Source organism: Longibaculum muris, assembly GCF_004343035.1.
GTDB classification, from domain to species: domain Bacteria; phylum Bacillota_I; class Bacilli_A; order Erysipelotrichales; family Coprobacillaceae; genus Longibaculum; species Longibaculum muris.
This window is the reverse complement of the sequence record NZ_SMCQ01000001.1, coordinates 340998-356179: the sequence shown is the minus strand read 5'-3', so window position 1 is coordinate 356179 and position 15182 is coordinate 340998. Positions and strand designations below refer to the sequence as shown.

At 36.5% G+C, this 15182-nt stretch carries 22 protein-coding genes; all 22 read right to left on the bottom strand.

Going from position 1 to position 15182, the window contains the following annotated elements:
- Nucleotides 1-32 precede the first annotated feature (32 nt).
- Entirely contained in the window at nt 33-671 is a 639-nt protein-coding gene (locus tag EDD60_RS01745; protein ID WP_132226168.1) for a hypothetical protein, read from the bottom strand.
- Nucleotides 672-913: 242 nt separating this feature from the next.
- Complete coding sequence (locus EDD60_RS01740) at nt 914-1288, bottom strand: hypothetical protein (protein WP_132226167.1); 375 nt, start codon at nt 1286-1288, stop codon at nt 914-916.
- Nucleotides 1281-1895 (bottom strand): major tail protein, encoded by a 615-nt coding sequence (locus EDD60_RS01735; RefSeq protein WP_132226166.1) that lies wholly within the window; start codon nt 1893-1895, stop codon nt 1281-1283. Before EDD60_RS01735 ends, EDD60_RS01740 begins: the two co-directional genes overlap by 8 nt.
- A 5-nt stretch (nt 1896-1900) precedes the next feature.
- Nucleotides 1901-2218 carry a hypothetical protein gene (locus tag EDD60_RS01730; RefSeq protein ID WP_132226165.1) on the bottom strand — a complete coding sequence of 106 codons (318 nt, stop codon included), beginning with the start codon at nt 2216-2218 and terminating at the stop codon, nt 1901-1903.
- Nucleotides 2218-2595 (bottom strand): HK97 gp10 family phage protein, encoded by a 378-nt coding sequence (locus tag EDD60_RS01725; protein WP_207905274.1) that lies wholly within the window; start codon nt 2593-2595, stop codon nt 2218-2220. Before EDD60_RS01725 ends, EDD60_RS01730 begins: the two co-directional genes overlap by 1 nt.
- Nucleotides 2585-2926 (bottom strand): phage head closure protein, encoded by a 342-nt coding sequence (locus tag EDD60_RS01720; RefSeq protein WP_132226163.1) that lies wholly within the window; start codon nt 2924-2926, stop codon nt 2585-2587. The genes EDD60_RS01725 and EDD60_RS01720 overlap by 11 nt, the downstream gene beginning before the upstream one ends.
- Nucleotides 2926-3198: a head-tail connector protein gene (locus tag EDD60_RS01715; protein WP_132226190.1), complete on the bottom strand. Its 273-nt coding sequence runs from the start codon at nt 3196-3198 to the stop codon at nt 2926-2928. The genes EDD60_RS01720 and EDD60_RS01715 overlap by 1 nt, the downstream gene beginning before the upstream one ends.
- Nucleotides 3199-3261: 63 nt before the next feature.
- On the bottom strand, nt 3262-4434 hold the full coding sequence (locus EDD60_RS01710; RefSeq protein ID WP_132226162.1) for a phage major capsid protein: 1173 nt from the start codon (nt 4432-4434) through the stop codon (nt 3262-3264).
- Nucleotides 4435-4448: 14 nt separating this feature from the next.
- Nucleotides 4449-5240 (bottom strand): head maturation protease, ClpP-related, encoded by a 792-nt coding sequence (locus EDD60_RS01705; protein ID WP_207905273.1) that lies wholly within the window; start codon nt 5238-5240, stop codon nt 4449-4451.
- Nucleotides 5158-6501, bottom strand: a complete 1344-nt coding sequence (locus EDD60_RS01700) for a phage portal protein (RefSeq protein WP_132226160.1) — start codon at nt 6499-6501, stop codon at nt 5158-5160. Before EDD60_RS01700 ends, EDD60_RS01705 begins: the two co-directional genes overlap by 83 nt.
- A gap of 32 nt (nt 6502-6533) precedes the next feature.
- The gene (locus EDD60_RS01695) at nt 6534-8168 is read right to left on the bottom strand and encodes a terminase large subunit (RefSeq protein ID WP_243646603.1); all 1635 of its coding nucleotides are present in this window, start codon (nt 8166-8168) and stop codon (nt 6534-6536) included.
- 78 nt (nt 8169-8246) lie between these two features.
- Nucleotides 8247-8489, bottom strand: a complete 243-nt coding sequence (locus tag EDD60_RS01690; protein ID WP_132226159.1) for a DUF7678 domain-containing protein — start codon at nt 8487-8489, stop codon at nt 8247-8249.
- A gap of 3 nt (nt 8490-8492) precedes the next feature.
- Nucleotides 8493-8870, bottom strand: coding sequence for a DUF7698 family protein (locus EDD60_RS01685; RefSeq protein WP_132226158.1), 378 nt, complete (start codon nt 8868-8870; stop codon nt 8493-8495).
- A gap of 99 nt (nt 8871-8969) precedes the next feature.
- Nucleotides 8970-9146, bottom strand: a complete 177-nt coding sequence (locus EDD60_RS01680) for a DUF5049 domain-containing protein (RefSeq protein ID WP_132226157.1) — start codon at nt 9144-9146, stop codon at nt 8970-8972.
- Nucleotides 9147-9150: 4 nt separating this feature from the next.
- Nucleotides 9151-9375: a DUF4314 domain-containing protein gene (locus EDD60_RS01675; RefSeq protein WP_132226156.1), complete on the bottom strand. Its 225-nt coding sequence runs from the start codon at nt 9373-9375 to the stop codon at nt 9151-9153.
- Nucleotides 9359-10048, bottom strand: a complete 690-nt coding sequence (locus EDD60_RS01670) for a virulence protein (protein ID WP_132226155.1) — start codon at nt 10046-10048, stop codon at nt 9359-9361. Before EDD60_RS01670 ends, EDD60_RS01675 begins: the two co-directional genes overlap by 17 nt.
- Nucleotides 10038-10265 carry a hypothetical protein gene (locus EDD60_RS01665; protein WP_132226154.1) on the bottom strand — a complete coding sequence of 76 codons (228 nt, stop codon included), beginning with the start codon at nt 10263-10265 and terminating at the stop codon, nt 10038-10040. Before EDD60_RS01665 ends, EDD60_RS01670 begins: the two co-directional genes overlap by 11 nt.
- 101 nt (nt 10266-10366) lie before the next feature.
- The gene (locus EDD60_RS01660) at nt 10367-11950 is read right to left on the bottom strand and encodes a DNA cytosine methyltransferase (RefSeq protein ID WP_132226153.1); all 1584 of its coding nucleotides are present in this window, start codon (nt 11948-11950) and stop codon (nt 10367-10369) included.
- A complete protein-coding gene (locus tag EDD60_RS01655) occupies nt 11943-13220 on the bottom strand; it encodes a site-specific DNA-methyltransferase (protein WP_132226152.1) in 1278 nt (425 codons plus the stop codon). The genes EDD60_RS01660 and EDD60_RS01655 overlap by 8 nt, the downstream gene beginning before the upstream one ends.
- 11 nt (nt 13221-13231) lie before the next feature.
- Complete coding sequence (locus tag EDD60_RS01650) at nt 13232-14014, bottom strand: S-adenosylmethionine synthetase N-terminal domain-containing protein (RefSeq protein ID WP_132226151.1); 783 nt, start codon at nt 14012-14014, stop codon at nt 13232-13234.
- Nucleotides 14015-14016: 2 nt separating this feature from the next.
- The gene (locus tag EDD60_RS01645) at nt 14017-14568 is read right to left on the bottom strand and encodes a P27 family phage terminase small subunit (protein ID WP_132226150.1); all 552 of its coding nucleotides are present in this window, start codon (nt 14566-14568) and stop codon (nt 14017-14019) included.
- Between the two features lie 103 nt (nt 14569-14671).
- On the bottom strand, nt 14672-15064 hold the full coding sequence (locus EDD60_RS01640) for an HNH endonuclease (RefSeq protein ID WP_132226149.1): 393 nt from the start codon (nt 15062-15064) through the stop codon (nt 14672-14674).
- Between the last annotated feature and the right edge of the window lie 118 nt (nt 15065-15182).

Below are 15182 nucleotides of genomic sequence, written 5' to 3'. Positions count from 1 at the left end.
TTCAAATTGATGCTAAAAAATATATCTAATTTTTATTTGTTTTTGTTGAAATCTTCTATTTTCTTTTTAACTGTTTGATAGTAAGAATCTGTCCATTTTTTAGAATAGTTATCCTTATGTTCCTCAATTATAGAACCATCATTCTTTTCTAAATCGAGCACATCATAATTATCAGTGACAAATATCCCTTTAATATCAAGCCAATCTATAATTTTACTGAAATCCTTATTAAATGAATTAATCCATAAATTTGTATTTGGTAATTCATAGGTTGACTCCATTTTACATTTTTCATCATTGCAATACAGTTTTAAATCGAAAAGAAAATAGTCTATTCTGTCTCCAAAAGTTGAATACCTAGATGTATTGATTCCACCTTTTTCTTTTGGAAAAAACATAATTGGCGTTTGTCTGCTAATAATATATTCATCAATGAAATTATCATTAAAACCTACGTGTTCATAAATTCTGTTTTTTGATATTAATGCATCCACAGTACAAATTATATGATCAACTTCTTTAAATCCACTAGAATCTAGCGCATACCCATCAGGATCCTTATAATACTCTTTAAATATTTTCCAACCTTTATCAGTGTACCCATATTTGGTGGTTACTGTATCAAATAAATCTAAATTAAATTGATATATATCATGGTAAGTTAACAACATTAATGAACCTCCTAAATTTTGTTTGTCTTTATTTCTTATAACAACAATTGTAATTAAAATTTTCAGAAAAGTCATTAGTAATTAAAACTTATCAAAATCCTCTTGCGTAGCTAAATTTTCATACTTAACAGAGTCATTAGCTTTCTCTGTCCAAATATCCATAACCATGCCAATGGTTAAATAATCTAAATCATGAATAGATAAGCCTATCTCTAAACTTCGCAAGAGGAATAGTGGGGTTGTCATTTCCCTGCTACTTTTTTTAAGTTTTTTTTAGAGTCAATATCTGTTATAAGATTTGTACCCCAAAGAGCAAGAATCTCCGGTAATACCTCATAAATTGAGAACATATCAAACTGGTCTAACCATTCATCAATATCTGCAGGAATTGTATGGTCAGCATGATATGCCATGATGTAAGCCACATTTTCAAAAATCTCTAAATCATCAATCGCAAATTCTTCGCCCTCTGCCTGTGCTCCCTCATATGACTTTTCAAGTTTTGCCAAATCCTTAAAAATATCACGTTTGAACTTAGCACGATAAAGACGAGGAATTGTAGCAGATGAGCGAAATACTACTTCCTTACCACCAACATTAATTGTTTTCTTAAGCACCCTTAACACCTCCTGCTACTTTCCTACTTAACGCTTGAACGACTTCTTGAGCTTGAGGAATATATACTGATTTATACCACTCAGCGTAAGTAGATTCGCTTGTAGAATCACCTGTTCTACTCTTAACAAGGCCATCTTCTCTTGGATCTGCCGTAAGTGATAGTGTTTCCGTTCCCGGCTCAATCGTATCTTCCTTTGTTTCAGATTCAATAGATGGACGAGATGCAGTGCAGTTATATAAGACATGACGAATACATCTAACATCTCCATCAAACTCAAATAGCAGTGCGAATTTTTCCATTTCCGCTACTGTAGCATTTTCAACTAGTACACCATTCTTATCAAGTTCCTCTTTTAAAATCTCAGTTCTAAACCATTCAGGAATAAGTGCCATTTCAAGATCACCACTGTATCCATTGTTTGATACACTTCTAAAATAAACAATTCCATCTGCATAAAACGGAGAAGTATCCCCTTCAGCATCTAAACTGATACTAACAGCACCCGGAATTGCTTTTGGTGTTTCATAAGTATATGTTCCATCCTCTGCTTTTGTAAGTTTTGCAGCGTGGACATTTTTAAGGTTATATTTAATTTTATTACCCATAAATTTTAAGCCTCCATTTCAAATGAATATAGGACTTCAAATAACTTTTCACTATCAATCCATGTTTCAAGTTTCTCGTAGTAAATACCAAACCTATCAAGCACAGATTCCACTTTCCTTTCTACCGACAAGTCCTTAAAATCGGTATAAAGTTCAATATTGATTTCATTTACTTTTAAATATGCTATTCCGTCAGCAGCAAAGTTATCTGTACCCAGTGTTAAATAGCATATAAAAGGTGGAGATGGACTTTCTCCCTCTGCAAAGTGATCATAAGCAAAAGGAATGTCTATCTCTTTTAAGATTTTTATAACTTCTTCCATCATCTACCTCCGAGTGCTTTATCTATTTCTTTTTCAAAAACCTCAATTGCTGACTCCTCTGCTTTCGCAATATGTGGTCTTGCAGACACTCTTCCACCACCTCGTTTAGCATGCCCATGCTCCAAAAGATGTGCAAGCTGATACCTATTCTTTGAATGAACTGTTACTTCTAGAGAGTTTGATGTTTCTTTAGTTTTCTTAACAGTCCATGACTTTGCATACTTACCAGTATCCTTAGGAGCTGATTCAGAGATATCTTTTCTTACTGAGTTACCAGCTTTTCTGACTGCTTTCTTTACATCATCAGTTGCTAAATCTGCATATTCTTTTAAGCCATCCATAATTTCTTTGGCTAGGTTATCAATCTTAGTCGCCATCATTTCTCACTTTCTTGCATTTAAATTTCAGAGATTTCTTTTTAAAGTTCATGTGGTCAATGGATATGATGTTGTATGCCTCATTATCAAAAATGATTCTATTTTTAGTAGTTTCCATGTTTGATAGGATGTTACAGTATCGAGTGGTGAAAGAAATATCAGAATCTTCTACAAGAACTCCTGCAGAAAACTTCTCAGAACCACCCTCGCCATTAACAGTTGCATAGCAAGAATAAATATCAGTCCAAGCATTTCTGTGATTGCCGATATCATCAACTACTACTTCATTTTTCTGAAAAGTGATACGAACATTAAGTAATGCAATATCCATCAAAACTCACTCCTTCGTATTCCTTCAAGCAGGCTTCGAAGTGACAATGTTAGTGCATGATGGTCAGCATATTCTCTATGTTCATACAAGTAAGCAACTGCATACATCACCGCAATCTTAGAAGATGGAATATCAGACAGTTTATCTACAGATAATCTTGCTATATCCGCACAGAGGTTTTCTCCTGTAGTAATAAATTCTTCGATTAATAAGTCATCATCATTAAAATCAACTCTTAGATAACCTTTCATTTCTTCTAAATCAACTATCACTATCATCACCTCATTTCAATAAATGTAGGCAGTGCCATCACATAACAACACTGCCTTAAATTATTATTCAGATTTCAACTTCAAAATCTTAACTGCTTCTGGAAGTACAAGCTTTCCATCGACTCTTTCTTTTGCTACATAACCAATCATACCGTTACCAGCGAACAACTCTCTAAGTTCTGCGAATGAGCGAGAACCACGATCACCGATGTTGTAGTAACTGTAATCACCAAAAGCAATCGCATTTTCAGGTGCAAAAGAAGAAGTATGAACTGCATAACCAAGCACCCTGTCTGGTTCTCCTTCTTTATATGATGGCTGCCAAATATATGCCCCGTTGTTATCCTTTAACTTTCTAAGTGAAGCAAGAGTAGCATCGTTCATGATGAAAGACGCATTTTTACGATAAGGTCTCTTAAGTCCATATACCAAATCAATCAAATCATCTGACTTAATTGCTGCAGTTAATGTACTAACAACTTGACCACCGCCGGTTTCTGCGAAAATACCTGTAGGCTTTCCTGTACCATCGCCGTTTAAGAATGCATCTTCCTCGGCATTTGCAAGCGCCTTACCAAACTGCGTGATAATATAATTTTCAAGACCGAATGCATTATCATAAAGTAGCTCCTCAGTTACTTTAATTGCAACATGAAGCTTATACGCATCAAGATAAATCTGGTCGAAAGTCGCATCCCCAAAAGTAAGTGCCCCGCCTTCCTCAATCCATGCAGCCGCTGGTTTTGTAGCTGCAATATTAATCTTATGCAAACCAGAAGTAGTGATGGTTGTAGCAAGACCACGCATGATGTTTTCTCCTTCAAGCACATCAATCAAACGCTTATCGTACTCTTCAGGTACTAAATAACCGCCATCGCCATCTACACCTTCTTGCAAGATATTGCTTACATTACGGAAGTTAGAACGCATAGCAGAAAGCATTGCATTTTTATATTCTTTTGACTTCACACCTGTCATTTTCTTATCGTCCATTTCAGGCACATAAGGTTTTCCTGTAATTGGAGAATTCATAGGTTTACTAAGTTCATGCTCTCTATCTAATGCACGTTGCTGACGTTCGATAGACATCGTCAAATCTTCAATTTCTTTTTCCATTTTGTTATAGGTCATTGTATCTTCTTCAGATAAAACACCTTCTTTTTCATGGGTTTCAACAAAGTTCTTTGCTGTTTCCCATACCTTTGCTCTTTTCTCAATAAGTTCTTTAATAGTCATGATTTTTTTCCTCCTTAAATAAATCGTTTCATGAAATTTAAACGTTCTTTGAGTTCACTAGCAGAAGTTCCTTTTACTTCAAGAACTTTGATTTCTGCTTGTTTTGTTACATCTTCTTTTGACACCCCATAGTGTTTTTCTAATTTGTTTTGGAGTGTATTACTGATAGCAGTGCGTGAAAAAAGCATTGAATCTGTCATATTGTTTAGACCTTCAATGCTTTCTTTTTCTTGTTCAGTTTTTGTAATCATGTCATCAGCAAATCCAAGTTCAATGGCCATGTTTGCATTCATCCAAGTTTCTGCATCCATCAAATGACTTAACTTTGACCTAGATAAACCCGTTTTAATAACATAGGCATTGATAATTGATTCTTTAACTTCATCTAACATTGCCATCGCTTTTTGCATTTCAGCGTGATCACCAAATGCAAATGTAGCAGGATTGTGAATCATCATCATGGATACTGGTGACATAAGCACTTTATTCCCTGCCATCGCAACGACTGACGCTGCACTAGCTGCAATACCATCAATTTTTACTGTTACATTTCCTTTATAATCAGTAAGCATATTGTAGATTTGAGCAGCGGCTACACAATCTCCACCAGGTGAATTAATCCAAACGGTGATATCTCCACTTCCGGAATTTAACTCTTCCTTGAAAAGTTTGGGAGTAACATCATCATCGAACCATGACTCTTCAGCTATCGTGCCGTAAAGTTCAAGAATTCTCTCTGTTACTTCTTCGTTTTCTTGGTTTTGAATCTTTCGATTCTTGAAGTTCCAAAATTTCTTGTTCTTCATTTTCTTCCTCCTCTTCATTTAATGTTTTAGGATTATTTGCAAATATGCCGGCATCTTGAAGCTTCGTCATGTTGCCATTAATGAGATACAAATCACCGCCAAGTTTTGCTGGGATTCTATCGAGATTTTCTAGTTCTCTTATATCATTTGCTGACATCCATCCATTCTGTCTTGCTGTGGCATATCCATTCATACGGCTTTGATAATCACCGCGAAGTAATCCATCTACATTAAACTTTATAAAGTATTCTTTCTTCTCGTTGTTGTTTAGTAAAGAACGACACATATTTTGTTCCCATCTTGAAACCCAAGGGTCAAGCGTGTATTTAACAAACTCAAGAGATTGTTGCTCAATATTAGAAAAGCTCGACTTTTCAAGGTCACCGACCATATGAGGCGGGACTCTGAAAATTCGAGCAATCTCATCTATTTGAAATTTTCTTGTTTCTAAAAACTGTGCCTCATTTGGAGAAATAGAAATCGGTGTATACTTCATTCCTTCTTCAAGCACAGCAACCTTATGGGAGTTTGAACTTCCTCCAAAAGTCTGCGACCAACTATCTCTTACTTTCGATGGGTCTTTTAAAGTCCCCGGATGTTCAAGAACACCGGAGGGTGCTGCACCATTTGCATAGAACTTAGATCCATACTCTTCTGCAGCAATGGCAAGACCAATCGCATTTTTAGCCATTGCAATCGGAGAATAACCTACTAATCCATCAAATCCAAGTCCTGGAATATGCATTACTTCATCAGGTGATAGCTTAACTGATGAACCTTTATTTGTTGGCGCATCATCTTGACTTACCATATACTCATAATATAAAGCGCCATGTTCATCTCTATCGACTTTCATTCGATTTGGCATTAAGGGGTAGAGTGCAATAATCTCACCCTTACCATTTCTGATAATTTGAGCATAAGCATTGCCCCACAAAAGCAAGTGTGTCATGAGTGTTTCTCGAAACACAAAGCTTGTCATTTCCGGGTTTGGTTCATCATGAATAATTTTATATAAATTATGGTTGATTGCTTTCTCCTTTCCTCCACCATCGTTATATCTATAAAGATGAAGAGGTAGTCCCGCGATTGCCTCTGAAAGAATCCTTACACACGCATAAACTGCAGTCATCTGCATAGCACTTCTTTCATTTACATTTTTCCCAGCGGTACTCGCTCCCATAAAAAACGAGTATGCACTACCACTAGTTCTGTTCTTAGGTGCATCTCTAGTTTTAAATAATCCAGAAAATATATTCATATAATTCCTCCATAAAAATTAGAAACTTGTAGTTAAAACACAAGTAACCCTCTTGTATCATAAACTGATTCAGATATTTCATTTCCACAGCGAATGGCTCTATCAAGTGCCATAATGGTTGCAATTGCACCATCAATTTTCTCTGTGGATTTTTCTTTATCGGCTTTAATGTTCCCTGCCGGATCTGTTCGAATATAAATGTTATCCATATTCCATCGAAGAACAGGATGACCATCATGAGCAACTTTTCTCTCAAGGACTAGTTTCATTAATTCTTTAGTAGGTGGGGACATATCTTTAAACCCTTGTCCGAATGGAACAACAGTAAATCCCATACCTTCTAGGTTTTGAACCATCTGAACAGCACCCCATCTATCGAATGCAATCTCACGAATGTTGTATTTATCTCCTAGCTCTTCAATAAACTTTTCAATGAAGCCATAATGTACAACATTTCCTTCCGTTGTTTGCAGATAACCTTTTTTCTCCCATAAATCATAAGGAACATGGTCTTTTCTAACACGGAGTTCTAGGGTATCTTCCGGAACCCAAAAATATGGAAGAACGATATATTTATCATCTTCGTCAGTTGGAGGGAAAACTAAAACAAAAGCAGTAATATCTGTTGTCGATGATAAGTCGAGTCCACCATAACAAACACGCCCAAGTAAATCATCATCTCTGATTTCTTCCTTGCACATATCCCATTTTTCCATTGGCATCCAGCGAATCGACTGTTTTACCCATTGATTAAGTCTTAACTGCCTGAAAGAATTCTCTTCTCCTGGATTCTGTTTTGCACTGTCACAAGCTGCCTTTACTTTTTCCATTGCTACTGTAATACCAAGTGATGGATTTGCTTTCTCCCATACTTTGGGATCTGTCCAATCCTCGGATTCGTCAGCACCATAAATTACCGAATAAAATGTAGGGTCTATTTTTCTTCCTGCTGCGATATCAAGTGCTTTTTGATGTATCTCATAACAGATAGAATTGGTATCATTTCCGGCTGTTGTAATAAGAAAATAAAGTGGCTGCATTCTTGCATCACCACTTCCTTGAGTCATTACATCATATAGTTTTCGATTCGGCTGAGTATGAAGTTCATCAAAGATAACCCCATGAGTATTAAAGCCGTGCTTGTTTGCTACATCTGCAGAAAGCACTTGATAAGAACTGTTGGTTGGCTTATATATAATCTTCTTCTGTGATTCGAGAATTTTTACTCTCTTCATCAGTGCGGGAGAAAATTTCACCATATCAACTGCTACATCAAATACAATTTTTGCCTGATTTCTGTCTGCTGCACATCCGTATACTTCCGCACGTTCCTCTCCATCACCACAGAGAAGAAGCAGTGCCACGGCAGCTGCAAGTTCTGATTTTCCTTGTTTCTTAGGAATCTCAATATATGCTGTATTAAACTGGCGATATCCATTTGGTTTTAGGACACCAAATAAATCCCTTATAATTTGTTCTTGCCAATCTATAAGTTCAAATTTCTTTCCTGCCCATGTTCCTTTTGTATGACAAAGTTGCTCAATAAAACTGACGGCAAAATCTGCCATGTCTTTACTGTAGTAAGAAGTATCTGCCATAAACTTTGTCGGTACATATTTCTTTAGTTTTCGAATAATAATCACCTCCAAGGCAAAATAAAAAGCCACCTACAAGTGACCACCATTTCCATATACGAGATACAGAGCCTTATGGCTCCATACTCTGCAATTACTATTGATTTTGTCTCAATTGTATTCTTTCAATAAAATCGCAAGTGCGTATTCTGCTTCTTCACAAGTTGGTTTGATATTCCAACCCCTATCGTAATTGGCAATTTCTTCTCCATCCATTCGAAGAGTTAACTTTGAAATCTTGCCTCCATCAATTCCATAATCTTCGCTAGATTCTTCATAATGTTTCACCCAATATCTAACGCTTTTGTATTTTCCATTTTCAGTTGGAATTCCAATCGTTCCTTCGCTCCACATTGTTTATGCCTCCTTTACTATCATCTTGATTGCCGGAATCTTCTTGTATTTTCCAGTACTCCAATCTGTGTATCTTGCATTAACTTTTGTAAGTCCGTTCATTGTGATGCCGTACTTTTCAAATTCTGCTAGGGTTTCAATCAATCCAGAAAATGTTGAGCTGATTGTAAATTCATTAATTTCTTCTGCTCTTAAGGTTTCTGCAATTGCTGGGATATCTCTTTCCCAAATCACATCGTTGAAATCGATAAGTTCGTTTCCAACTTCCATGCAATCTCTGTAAGCTCTGAATGTTGTGTGGTTAATTCCAAGCTCATCAAATGTTTTTCCTTTATTTTCAGGGTTTGCCATTGCTTCTTCAAATCTTCTAATTTCCTTCATTTCGTTCACCTGTGCCTTTCTTTTGTTACACTATATATCACTCTAAAAGCACATAATAGCAAGTCATATATCGAGAAAAAATGTGTTTTTTGATAACTTTTAGTCATCTCCATAAAGGATAAAATGCACATATTCTTCTTTATTTTCCTCGATGAAGTTTACTACTTCATAGAAGTCATTTTCATACGCAAGTCTTTGAACCATGTAAATATCAAACATATTCGTAAGACCTGTATCTCTTATGTGAAGTATCTGCTCCTTTATCTTTTGATCCATAGTTCTAACCCTCAATCTTTCTACAGGAGTCTTCACCATAAACAACATTCAAACCACATCCGTTATCCCAGGTAACCATAATGCTTGCCGTATCATCAACACCAATAACTGTACCTTTTGTTCCAATCGGTGGTGCTTGGATGTCATCCATCTTGGTAAGTTCAACCCTCGTTCCTATTGGATACTGTTTTCTTACCATCTCAACAATTTCTTTACTTGGAAATCTCATCTGTATTGCCCTCCTTTTTTGCACCATCTTTAAATGCTGAAGAACCACTTAAGTTTTTAAGTAAAACTTTTCTGTCTGCTTTATATTCATCTCCAATGAATCCTAATCGCAAAAGGAAACATCTAAATGCATACTTTTCATTGGTTACTGCTTTTTCTGTAGCATTGATGCGTTTTTGTTTCATCGTCATTTTACATAATGCTTCGATGAATTTAGTATAAGATATTGCCTCATCTGGATTGATTTCTTCAAACCAAGGAAATCTCACCTCATATGCACCTATTTCATATTCAAGATGTTCACATCCCAAGGCTTTCTGAATTAAATCTCTCTTTGCATCAAGTAAGGAATCTAATTTATCAATGCTCACTTCATGCTTTGGAATAGCAACCGTAAGCTCCACGTTTTCGCTGTGTGGGTCTTTTTCTATTTCTACGATTTCTTCATTGGACTCTGGAATAAAGCCTCTTTTTGCAAGTTCCTCAAGCAAGTTTTCAACTTCTTCACTATCTGCACTGTCTTCAAATTCTAAATTACCTTCTTTTGTAATAGTAAAATAATCAATTTCGTAAGCACAAGTTGGCATATATTTATATACTGCTTTAACATCTGTAATGTTTGAAATCTCTTTGACTAATGCTTTACGATCCACTGCGTGATAATTAACAATCATGATTTTGTCCTCCCTTTGTTTTTAACAATTCTTTGAGTGTTTTGTTTACCTCGGTAGTACCAAGTGCGATGGTTTCACAATACCCCTTTGAAAGAACAACTTTGTCATTTCCATTTACTGCAAGGGTATAAATATGCTCTCCATACTTTTCATTTACTTTGTACCAAAGTTCTAAGGTTCTTTTTGTGATTGCATCTAAACCTTTCTTTGCTACCATCCTTATGACACCTCCTTTTCTTGGTACTACATATATCACTCTAAAGGGAGTAAATAGCAAGTTAATTCACATAATAATGTGTACGAAATAAAAGGGAAAACTCACTCTTCTAATTGTGTAGCCCATACGATTCCGGATAAGACAAATACTACATTTGGAAGTGCCACACCATTTCCCCACATCTTGTATTCTGCTGAATCACTGTGAGGATTTTTTAGCCATTTCATAATTTGATTATCTGATTTTGGTTTTGTACTTTTACCAATTACTAATCGGTGTGTTTCAAATGCTTCTCTCCAAAAACTAATCTCTTCATCAGTAGGGTTTTCTGTTTCAAGTTCACTGCACCACCAATCAGGGAAGCCTTGCAGTCTTGCACATTCTGTTGGAGTCAACCTTCTAACGATATATTGAGGTTCATTTACTATCGGAGGATCTTTATAATCAGTAGCTACCAATGTGTTCGCTTTTTCTTCTTCAGCCAAAGTGAAAAAAGATGCCTTGCTTGAACTATACACAGGATGAGCAACACCACTAGCACCGGCTGCCACAATGGTAGGTTCAACTTCTTCTTCAACTTGGAAACTGAACTTTGCATTATATCCTTGATTCATAGCAGGTCTGCCAACTCCATAAGAAACGACTGCAACACCACCTTGATTCCTATCAGGAGTAGTTCCTCCTGTATCAAGAGTTCGAGATACATCAGTTTCATATACATTAGCACGAGCATTTTTTGTCCCTTCCGAAGTTAATCTCACATCAAAACTTTTCACATTCGAAACAACAAAAGGTTGATTGTTTCCACCTGTACCATAAGTTGAAAGCACAGTAGGTGCTATTTCTTCTAATTCTTTGAATCTGGTATCTTGACCATGATTTTCAAACATTACTCCATTTCTGCCTGTTGACATACCACAGTTCACACCTAATGTAGATGTAACTTTATCAATTGAGCCGTTATAACCATCTATGCTGATGATTGTATTTTCAGTGCTTTCTCCAAAAGTGGTGGCAGAGTTTTTCCACGAAGAAATGCTCTTTTTAGAATACCCAGACAAGCCTTCTGACTCAAATAATATTTTTCCGGAACTGAAACCTCCAAAATCTGCGACAAGGTAGATACGTCTTCTTCTCTGGGGAACTCCCCAAAATTGAGCATCAAACACTCGCCAAGCGACTGAGAAATCATCTCCCATGATTTTTCCTGCATTGTTCCACTTTGTAGGTTTAGGCACTGACAATGATTCATCTTTGATTTTGCAGATTTCTTCGAGAACTGCTTTGAAGTCATCTCCTTTGTTGGAACTGAATGCTCCTGGCACGTTTTCCCAAACGATAAATCTTGGATATTTCCCATTTGTTTTACACCTCATTTCTTTAATGATTCGTATTGCCTCATAGAAAAGGCTAGAGCGAGAACCAGAAAGGCCATCTCTTTTTCCTGCAATACTCATATCCTGGCAGGGACTACCAAATGTGATAATATCAACCGGCTCTATTTCTCCTCCATTCATTTTAGAAATGTCACCATAGTGTTTTACAAACGGCATTCTTTTCGTTGTTACTCTAATAGGAAAAGGCTCAATTTCCGATGCCCACAATGTGGTAATACCGGAAATCAAGCCTCCTAATGGAAATCCACCTGAACCATCAAATAGACTTCCTAGTGTTAATTTATTCATTTTTCTCATCACCATCCTCAACTTCTTTTACTAAAGCAGAGTATGGAATTTTCTCACCATTTCTAATAACAAAGACATCATCACTATTGCCTGTATCTTCTACATATCTTCTAAGGATTACTGATGCATATTTTTCATCAAGTTCCATCGTATAGCAAATACGATTTGTCTTTTCACAGGTCATTAAAGTAGAACCGCTACCACCGAATGTATCAATAACGATTGCATTTTCCTGACTAGAATTTCCTATCGGATAAGCAAGCAAATCTAATGGCTTAGAAGTTGGATGATTTTGATTTTTCTTTGGCTTATCAAAATTCCATATTGTAGTTTGACTTCTTCCTGCATTCTTGCTCCAGTAGTGTTTTCCATTTTGAAGGAAACCATAAAGGACCGGCTCATGCTGCCACTGATAATCAGAACGTCCTAAGACAAGTGAGTTTTTTACCCAAATGCAACATCCGGACAAATGAAATCCGGCATCAATGAATGCTTTTCTAAAATTAAGTCCTTCAGTATCTGCATGGAACACATATGCAGCACCACCTTTTTCCAAATGGTTTGCCATATTTTTAAATGCAGAAAGCAAAAATTCATAAAACTTATCACTTTTCATTTTGTCATTTTTAATCGAAAGACCATCTGAACTTTCAAATGCTACATTGTATGGTGGATCGGTTAAAACAAGATTTGCTTTCTTTCCATCCATTAGAGTAGATACATCTTCTTCGCTTGTAGCATCACCACACATAAGTCTGTGTCTTCCAACAGTCCAAACATCTCCTCGTTTGACAAATGCTGCTTTTTCCAATGCCTCAGATAAATCATAATCATCATCCTCCACATCAGTAGTATCATCATTTCCAAATAACTCAGCTAAGTCATTTTCATCAAATCCGGTTAAGGCAATATTAAAATCCTCACCTTGTAAAGATTCAATCTCAATACGAAGTAATTCTTCATCCCAACCTGCATCCATCGCCATTCGGTTATCTGCCAAGATGTATGCTTTCTTTTGTGCTTCAGTTAAATAATCAACAAACACACATGGTACTTCTTTGATTCCTTCCTCTTTTGCAGCGATGATTCTTCCATGACCTGCAATAACATTTAATTCTCTATCAATGATAACCGGATTGATAAAACCAAACTCACGAAGAGAAGAACGAAGTTTCATTACTTGTTCGGCAGAGTGGGTTCTTGCATTATTGACATAAGGAATAAGCTTTGAAACTTCGACAAGTTTCATTTCTGTTGTTGTTTTACCCATATAGCCACCTCCTAAAAAAGACCCCATTCTGCAAATTTCTCAAACCCTCCAACAGAGTGAATATACTCTCTTGCGATTTCAACGATTTCACTATACGGTTTTCCATCAATCGTATCATCACCAATTGCACAAACAAGATTCACAGTTTTTCCTGTTTCTTGTGCTTTTAAGAATGCATATATATTTACAGATACATCTGCTTTTGATAAATCCTTACCATGAAGTCCTCCTCCAGTAAGTGAATCTCCCATATCAGAACCAAGTTTTCTGTTAGTTGCACCTGTATCAACATCAGTTCCACCAGTCCAATCACCAAGAGGATTGATTTGAGCATTTGGATATGTAGATTTTAAATCTGTAGTTTTTGCATTACTTTGACAAATAATAAGTCTATCGCCATTAAGAATGTACTTTCCATCATATGGATATGCATCGTAGATTTCATTTGCAATAACGGATAGCATTTTTTGTTCAGTTGTTAAAGGTACACCTTTGAAGATTCCGTTATCTCCACACTTGATTTTCTCTTCTTGATTCTTAGCAAGATGTGTATCTTGAGGAACAATCACTATATCGGGAGTAACATTCCCAGCAATACGAGTGATTACATCTTCAATATCTTTTTCATCAAGAACAGCTGATGTTTCAATAATCGCATGGCACATACCATGTCCGATTAACACTTCAACTGCAATCTTTGGATTATCTTCTTTTGCATAAGCTAAATCGACAATTGCTCCTGCAATTCTATCTGCGATTTTATCTGGATGTTTTGGATTTACTTTTTCAATCATATTTATCTTCCTTCCCTTGCTCTTAATAAGCGTTCCATCAAATCATTTTGTGGTGCAGCATCATCATAATCGGTGCTGCAGTTTTCTTTTACAATCTGAAATATTTCATTCCATAACCTTACAGCTTGGTTCATATAATTAATGCCAATGTTAATAAATGGAGATGGTATAGGTTTGCCTGTTGTTGGATGCTTGGAAAGAAAACCAAGTTTATTAGTCATTTCTTCGCATTGGATCCACCTAGCAGAACACATCGCATATCTCTCTAATAACTGAGGAGATACTTTTGATGCACATCCTATCTTTTTAAGCCACTGCCACGTTTCTTCATAAATATCTGATGCTTGAAGTTCTTCTCCGTCTCTTTGTTTTGCAGACAAGAAATCATGTGGCTTTGGCATCTCCACGCCTTCAATATCTGGTATATCTAAAATTTCTAATTTTCTACCTCCGGGATTTCCACTGTTCGCTTTATCTTTTACAGCCGATTTCTTGCGACCTGCACCCGGTCTTGCACCACCACGGCCGCCTATATTATTTGATTTTGTAGGCACGTCTCGTCATCCTCCTTTAATTACCCTTTTGAATACGCTTTTTTTACACAGAAGACCCCACGCCGTTCCACGGTGATCTCATTTGTAGAGATTTTGACCACCCCTAGGGTTTCTCATCATACTTATAAACTCGATGTTTTTTGCCATTTTGATAATCTCCACGCTCTCCATGAATTTTTGCATGACATGATTTACAAAGAGAAATGAGATTACTTCTATCATGTGTTCCACCTTCAGCAAGTGGTAACTTATGATGAACCTCATCAACTGGAACTAGAATTCCATTTTTAAAACACAGTTCACAAAATGGATGTTCCTTGACATAGCTATCACGGATCCGTTTCCATGCTCTGCCATATCTACGGCGTACAGCTTTGTCTCTGCCATACTTCTCGTAGGAATGATTCATTTGTCTTTCATGTTCCTTACAGTATCTTCCATCTGTTAGATTTGGACATCCTGGATAACTGCATGGTTTCTTTGGTTTCTTTGGCAATCTCGCACCTCCTTTTGGGCATAAGAAAAGCCCTTGAAGGATCATTCCAACAAAGGCTCTGCTCTTTATATACTTTTCTACAATACCATTTTACATCATTTCAATATGAACGGGGAGT

Excerpts from the sequence above, each read along its gene's own strand:
- EDD60_RS01655 (WP_132226152.1), bottom strand. The coding sequence starts at position 13,220 with ATGGGTAAAACAACAACAGAAATGAAACTTGTCGAAGTTTCAAAGCTT.
- EDD60_RS01690 (WP_132226159.1), bottom strand. The coding sequence starts at position 8,489 with ATGTGGAGCGAAGGAACGATTGGAATTCCAACTGAAAATGGAAAATAC.
- EDD60_RS01710 (WP_132226162.1), bottom strand. The coding sequence starts at position 4,434 with ATGACTATTAAAGAACTTATTGAGAAAAGAGCAAAGGTATGGGAAACA.
- EDD60_RS01735 (WP_132226166.1), bottom strand. The coding sequence starts at position 1,895 with ATGGGTAATAAAATTAAATATAACCTTAAAAATGTCCACGCTGCAAAA.
- EDD60_RS01720 (WP_132226163.1), bottom strand. The coding sequence starts at position 2,926 with ATGGATATTGCATTACTTAATGTTCGTATCACTTTTCAGAAAAATGAA.
- EDD60_RS01660 (WP_132226153.1), bottom strand. The coding sequence starts at position 11,950 with ATGAATAAATTAACACTAGGAAGTCTATTTGATGGTTCAGGTGGATTT.
- EDD60_RS01705 (WP_207905273.1), bottom strand. The coding sequence starts at position 5,240 with ATGAAGAACAAGAAATTTTGGAACTTCAAGAATCGAAAGATTCAAAAC.
- EDD60_RS01700 (WP_132226160.1), bottom strand. The coding sequence starts at position 6,501 with ATGAATATATTTTCTGGATTATTTAAAACTAGAGATGCACCTAAGAAC.
- EDD60_RS01665 (WP_132226154.1), bottom strand. The coding sequence starts at position 10,265 with ATGGTAGCAAAGAAAGGTTTAGATGCAATCACAAAAAGAACCTTAGAA.
- EDD60_RS01685 (WP_132226158.1), bottom strand. The coding sequence starts at position 8,870 with ATGAAGGAAATTAGAAGATTTGAAGAAGCAATGGCAAACCCTGAAAAT.
- EDD60_RS01730 (WP_132226165.1), bottom strand. The coding sequence starts at position 2,218 with ATGGAAGAAGTTATAAAAATCTTAAAAGAGATAGACATTCCTTTTGCT.
- EDD60_RS01675 (WP_132226156.1), bottom strand. The coding sequence starts at position 9,375 with ATGAGATTTCCAAGTAAAGAAATTGTTGAGATGGTAAGAAAACAGTAT.
- EDD60_RS01650 (WP_132226151.1), bottom strand. The coding sequence starts at position 14,014 with ATGATTGAAAAAGTAAATCCAAAACATCCAGATAAAATCGCAGATAGA.
- EDD60_RS01725 (WP_207905274.1), bottom strand. The coding sequence starts at position 2,595 with ATGGCGACTAAGATTGATAACCTAGCCAAAGAAATTATGGATGGCTTA.
- EDD60_RS01680 (WP_132226157.1), bottom strand. The coding sequence starts at position 9,146 with ATGGATCAAAAGATAAAGGAGCAGATACTTCACATAAGAGATACAGGT.
- EDD60_RS01670 (WP_132226155.1), bottom strand. The coding sequence starts at position 10,048 with ATGATTGTTAATTATCACGCAGTGGATCGTAAAGCATTAGTCAAAGAG.
- EDD60_RS01745 (WP_132226168.1), bottom strand. The coding sequence starts at position 671 with ATGTTGTTAACTTACCATGATATATATCAATTTAATTTAGATTTATTT.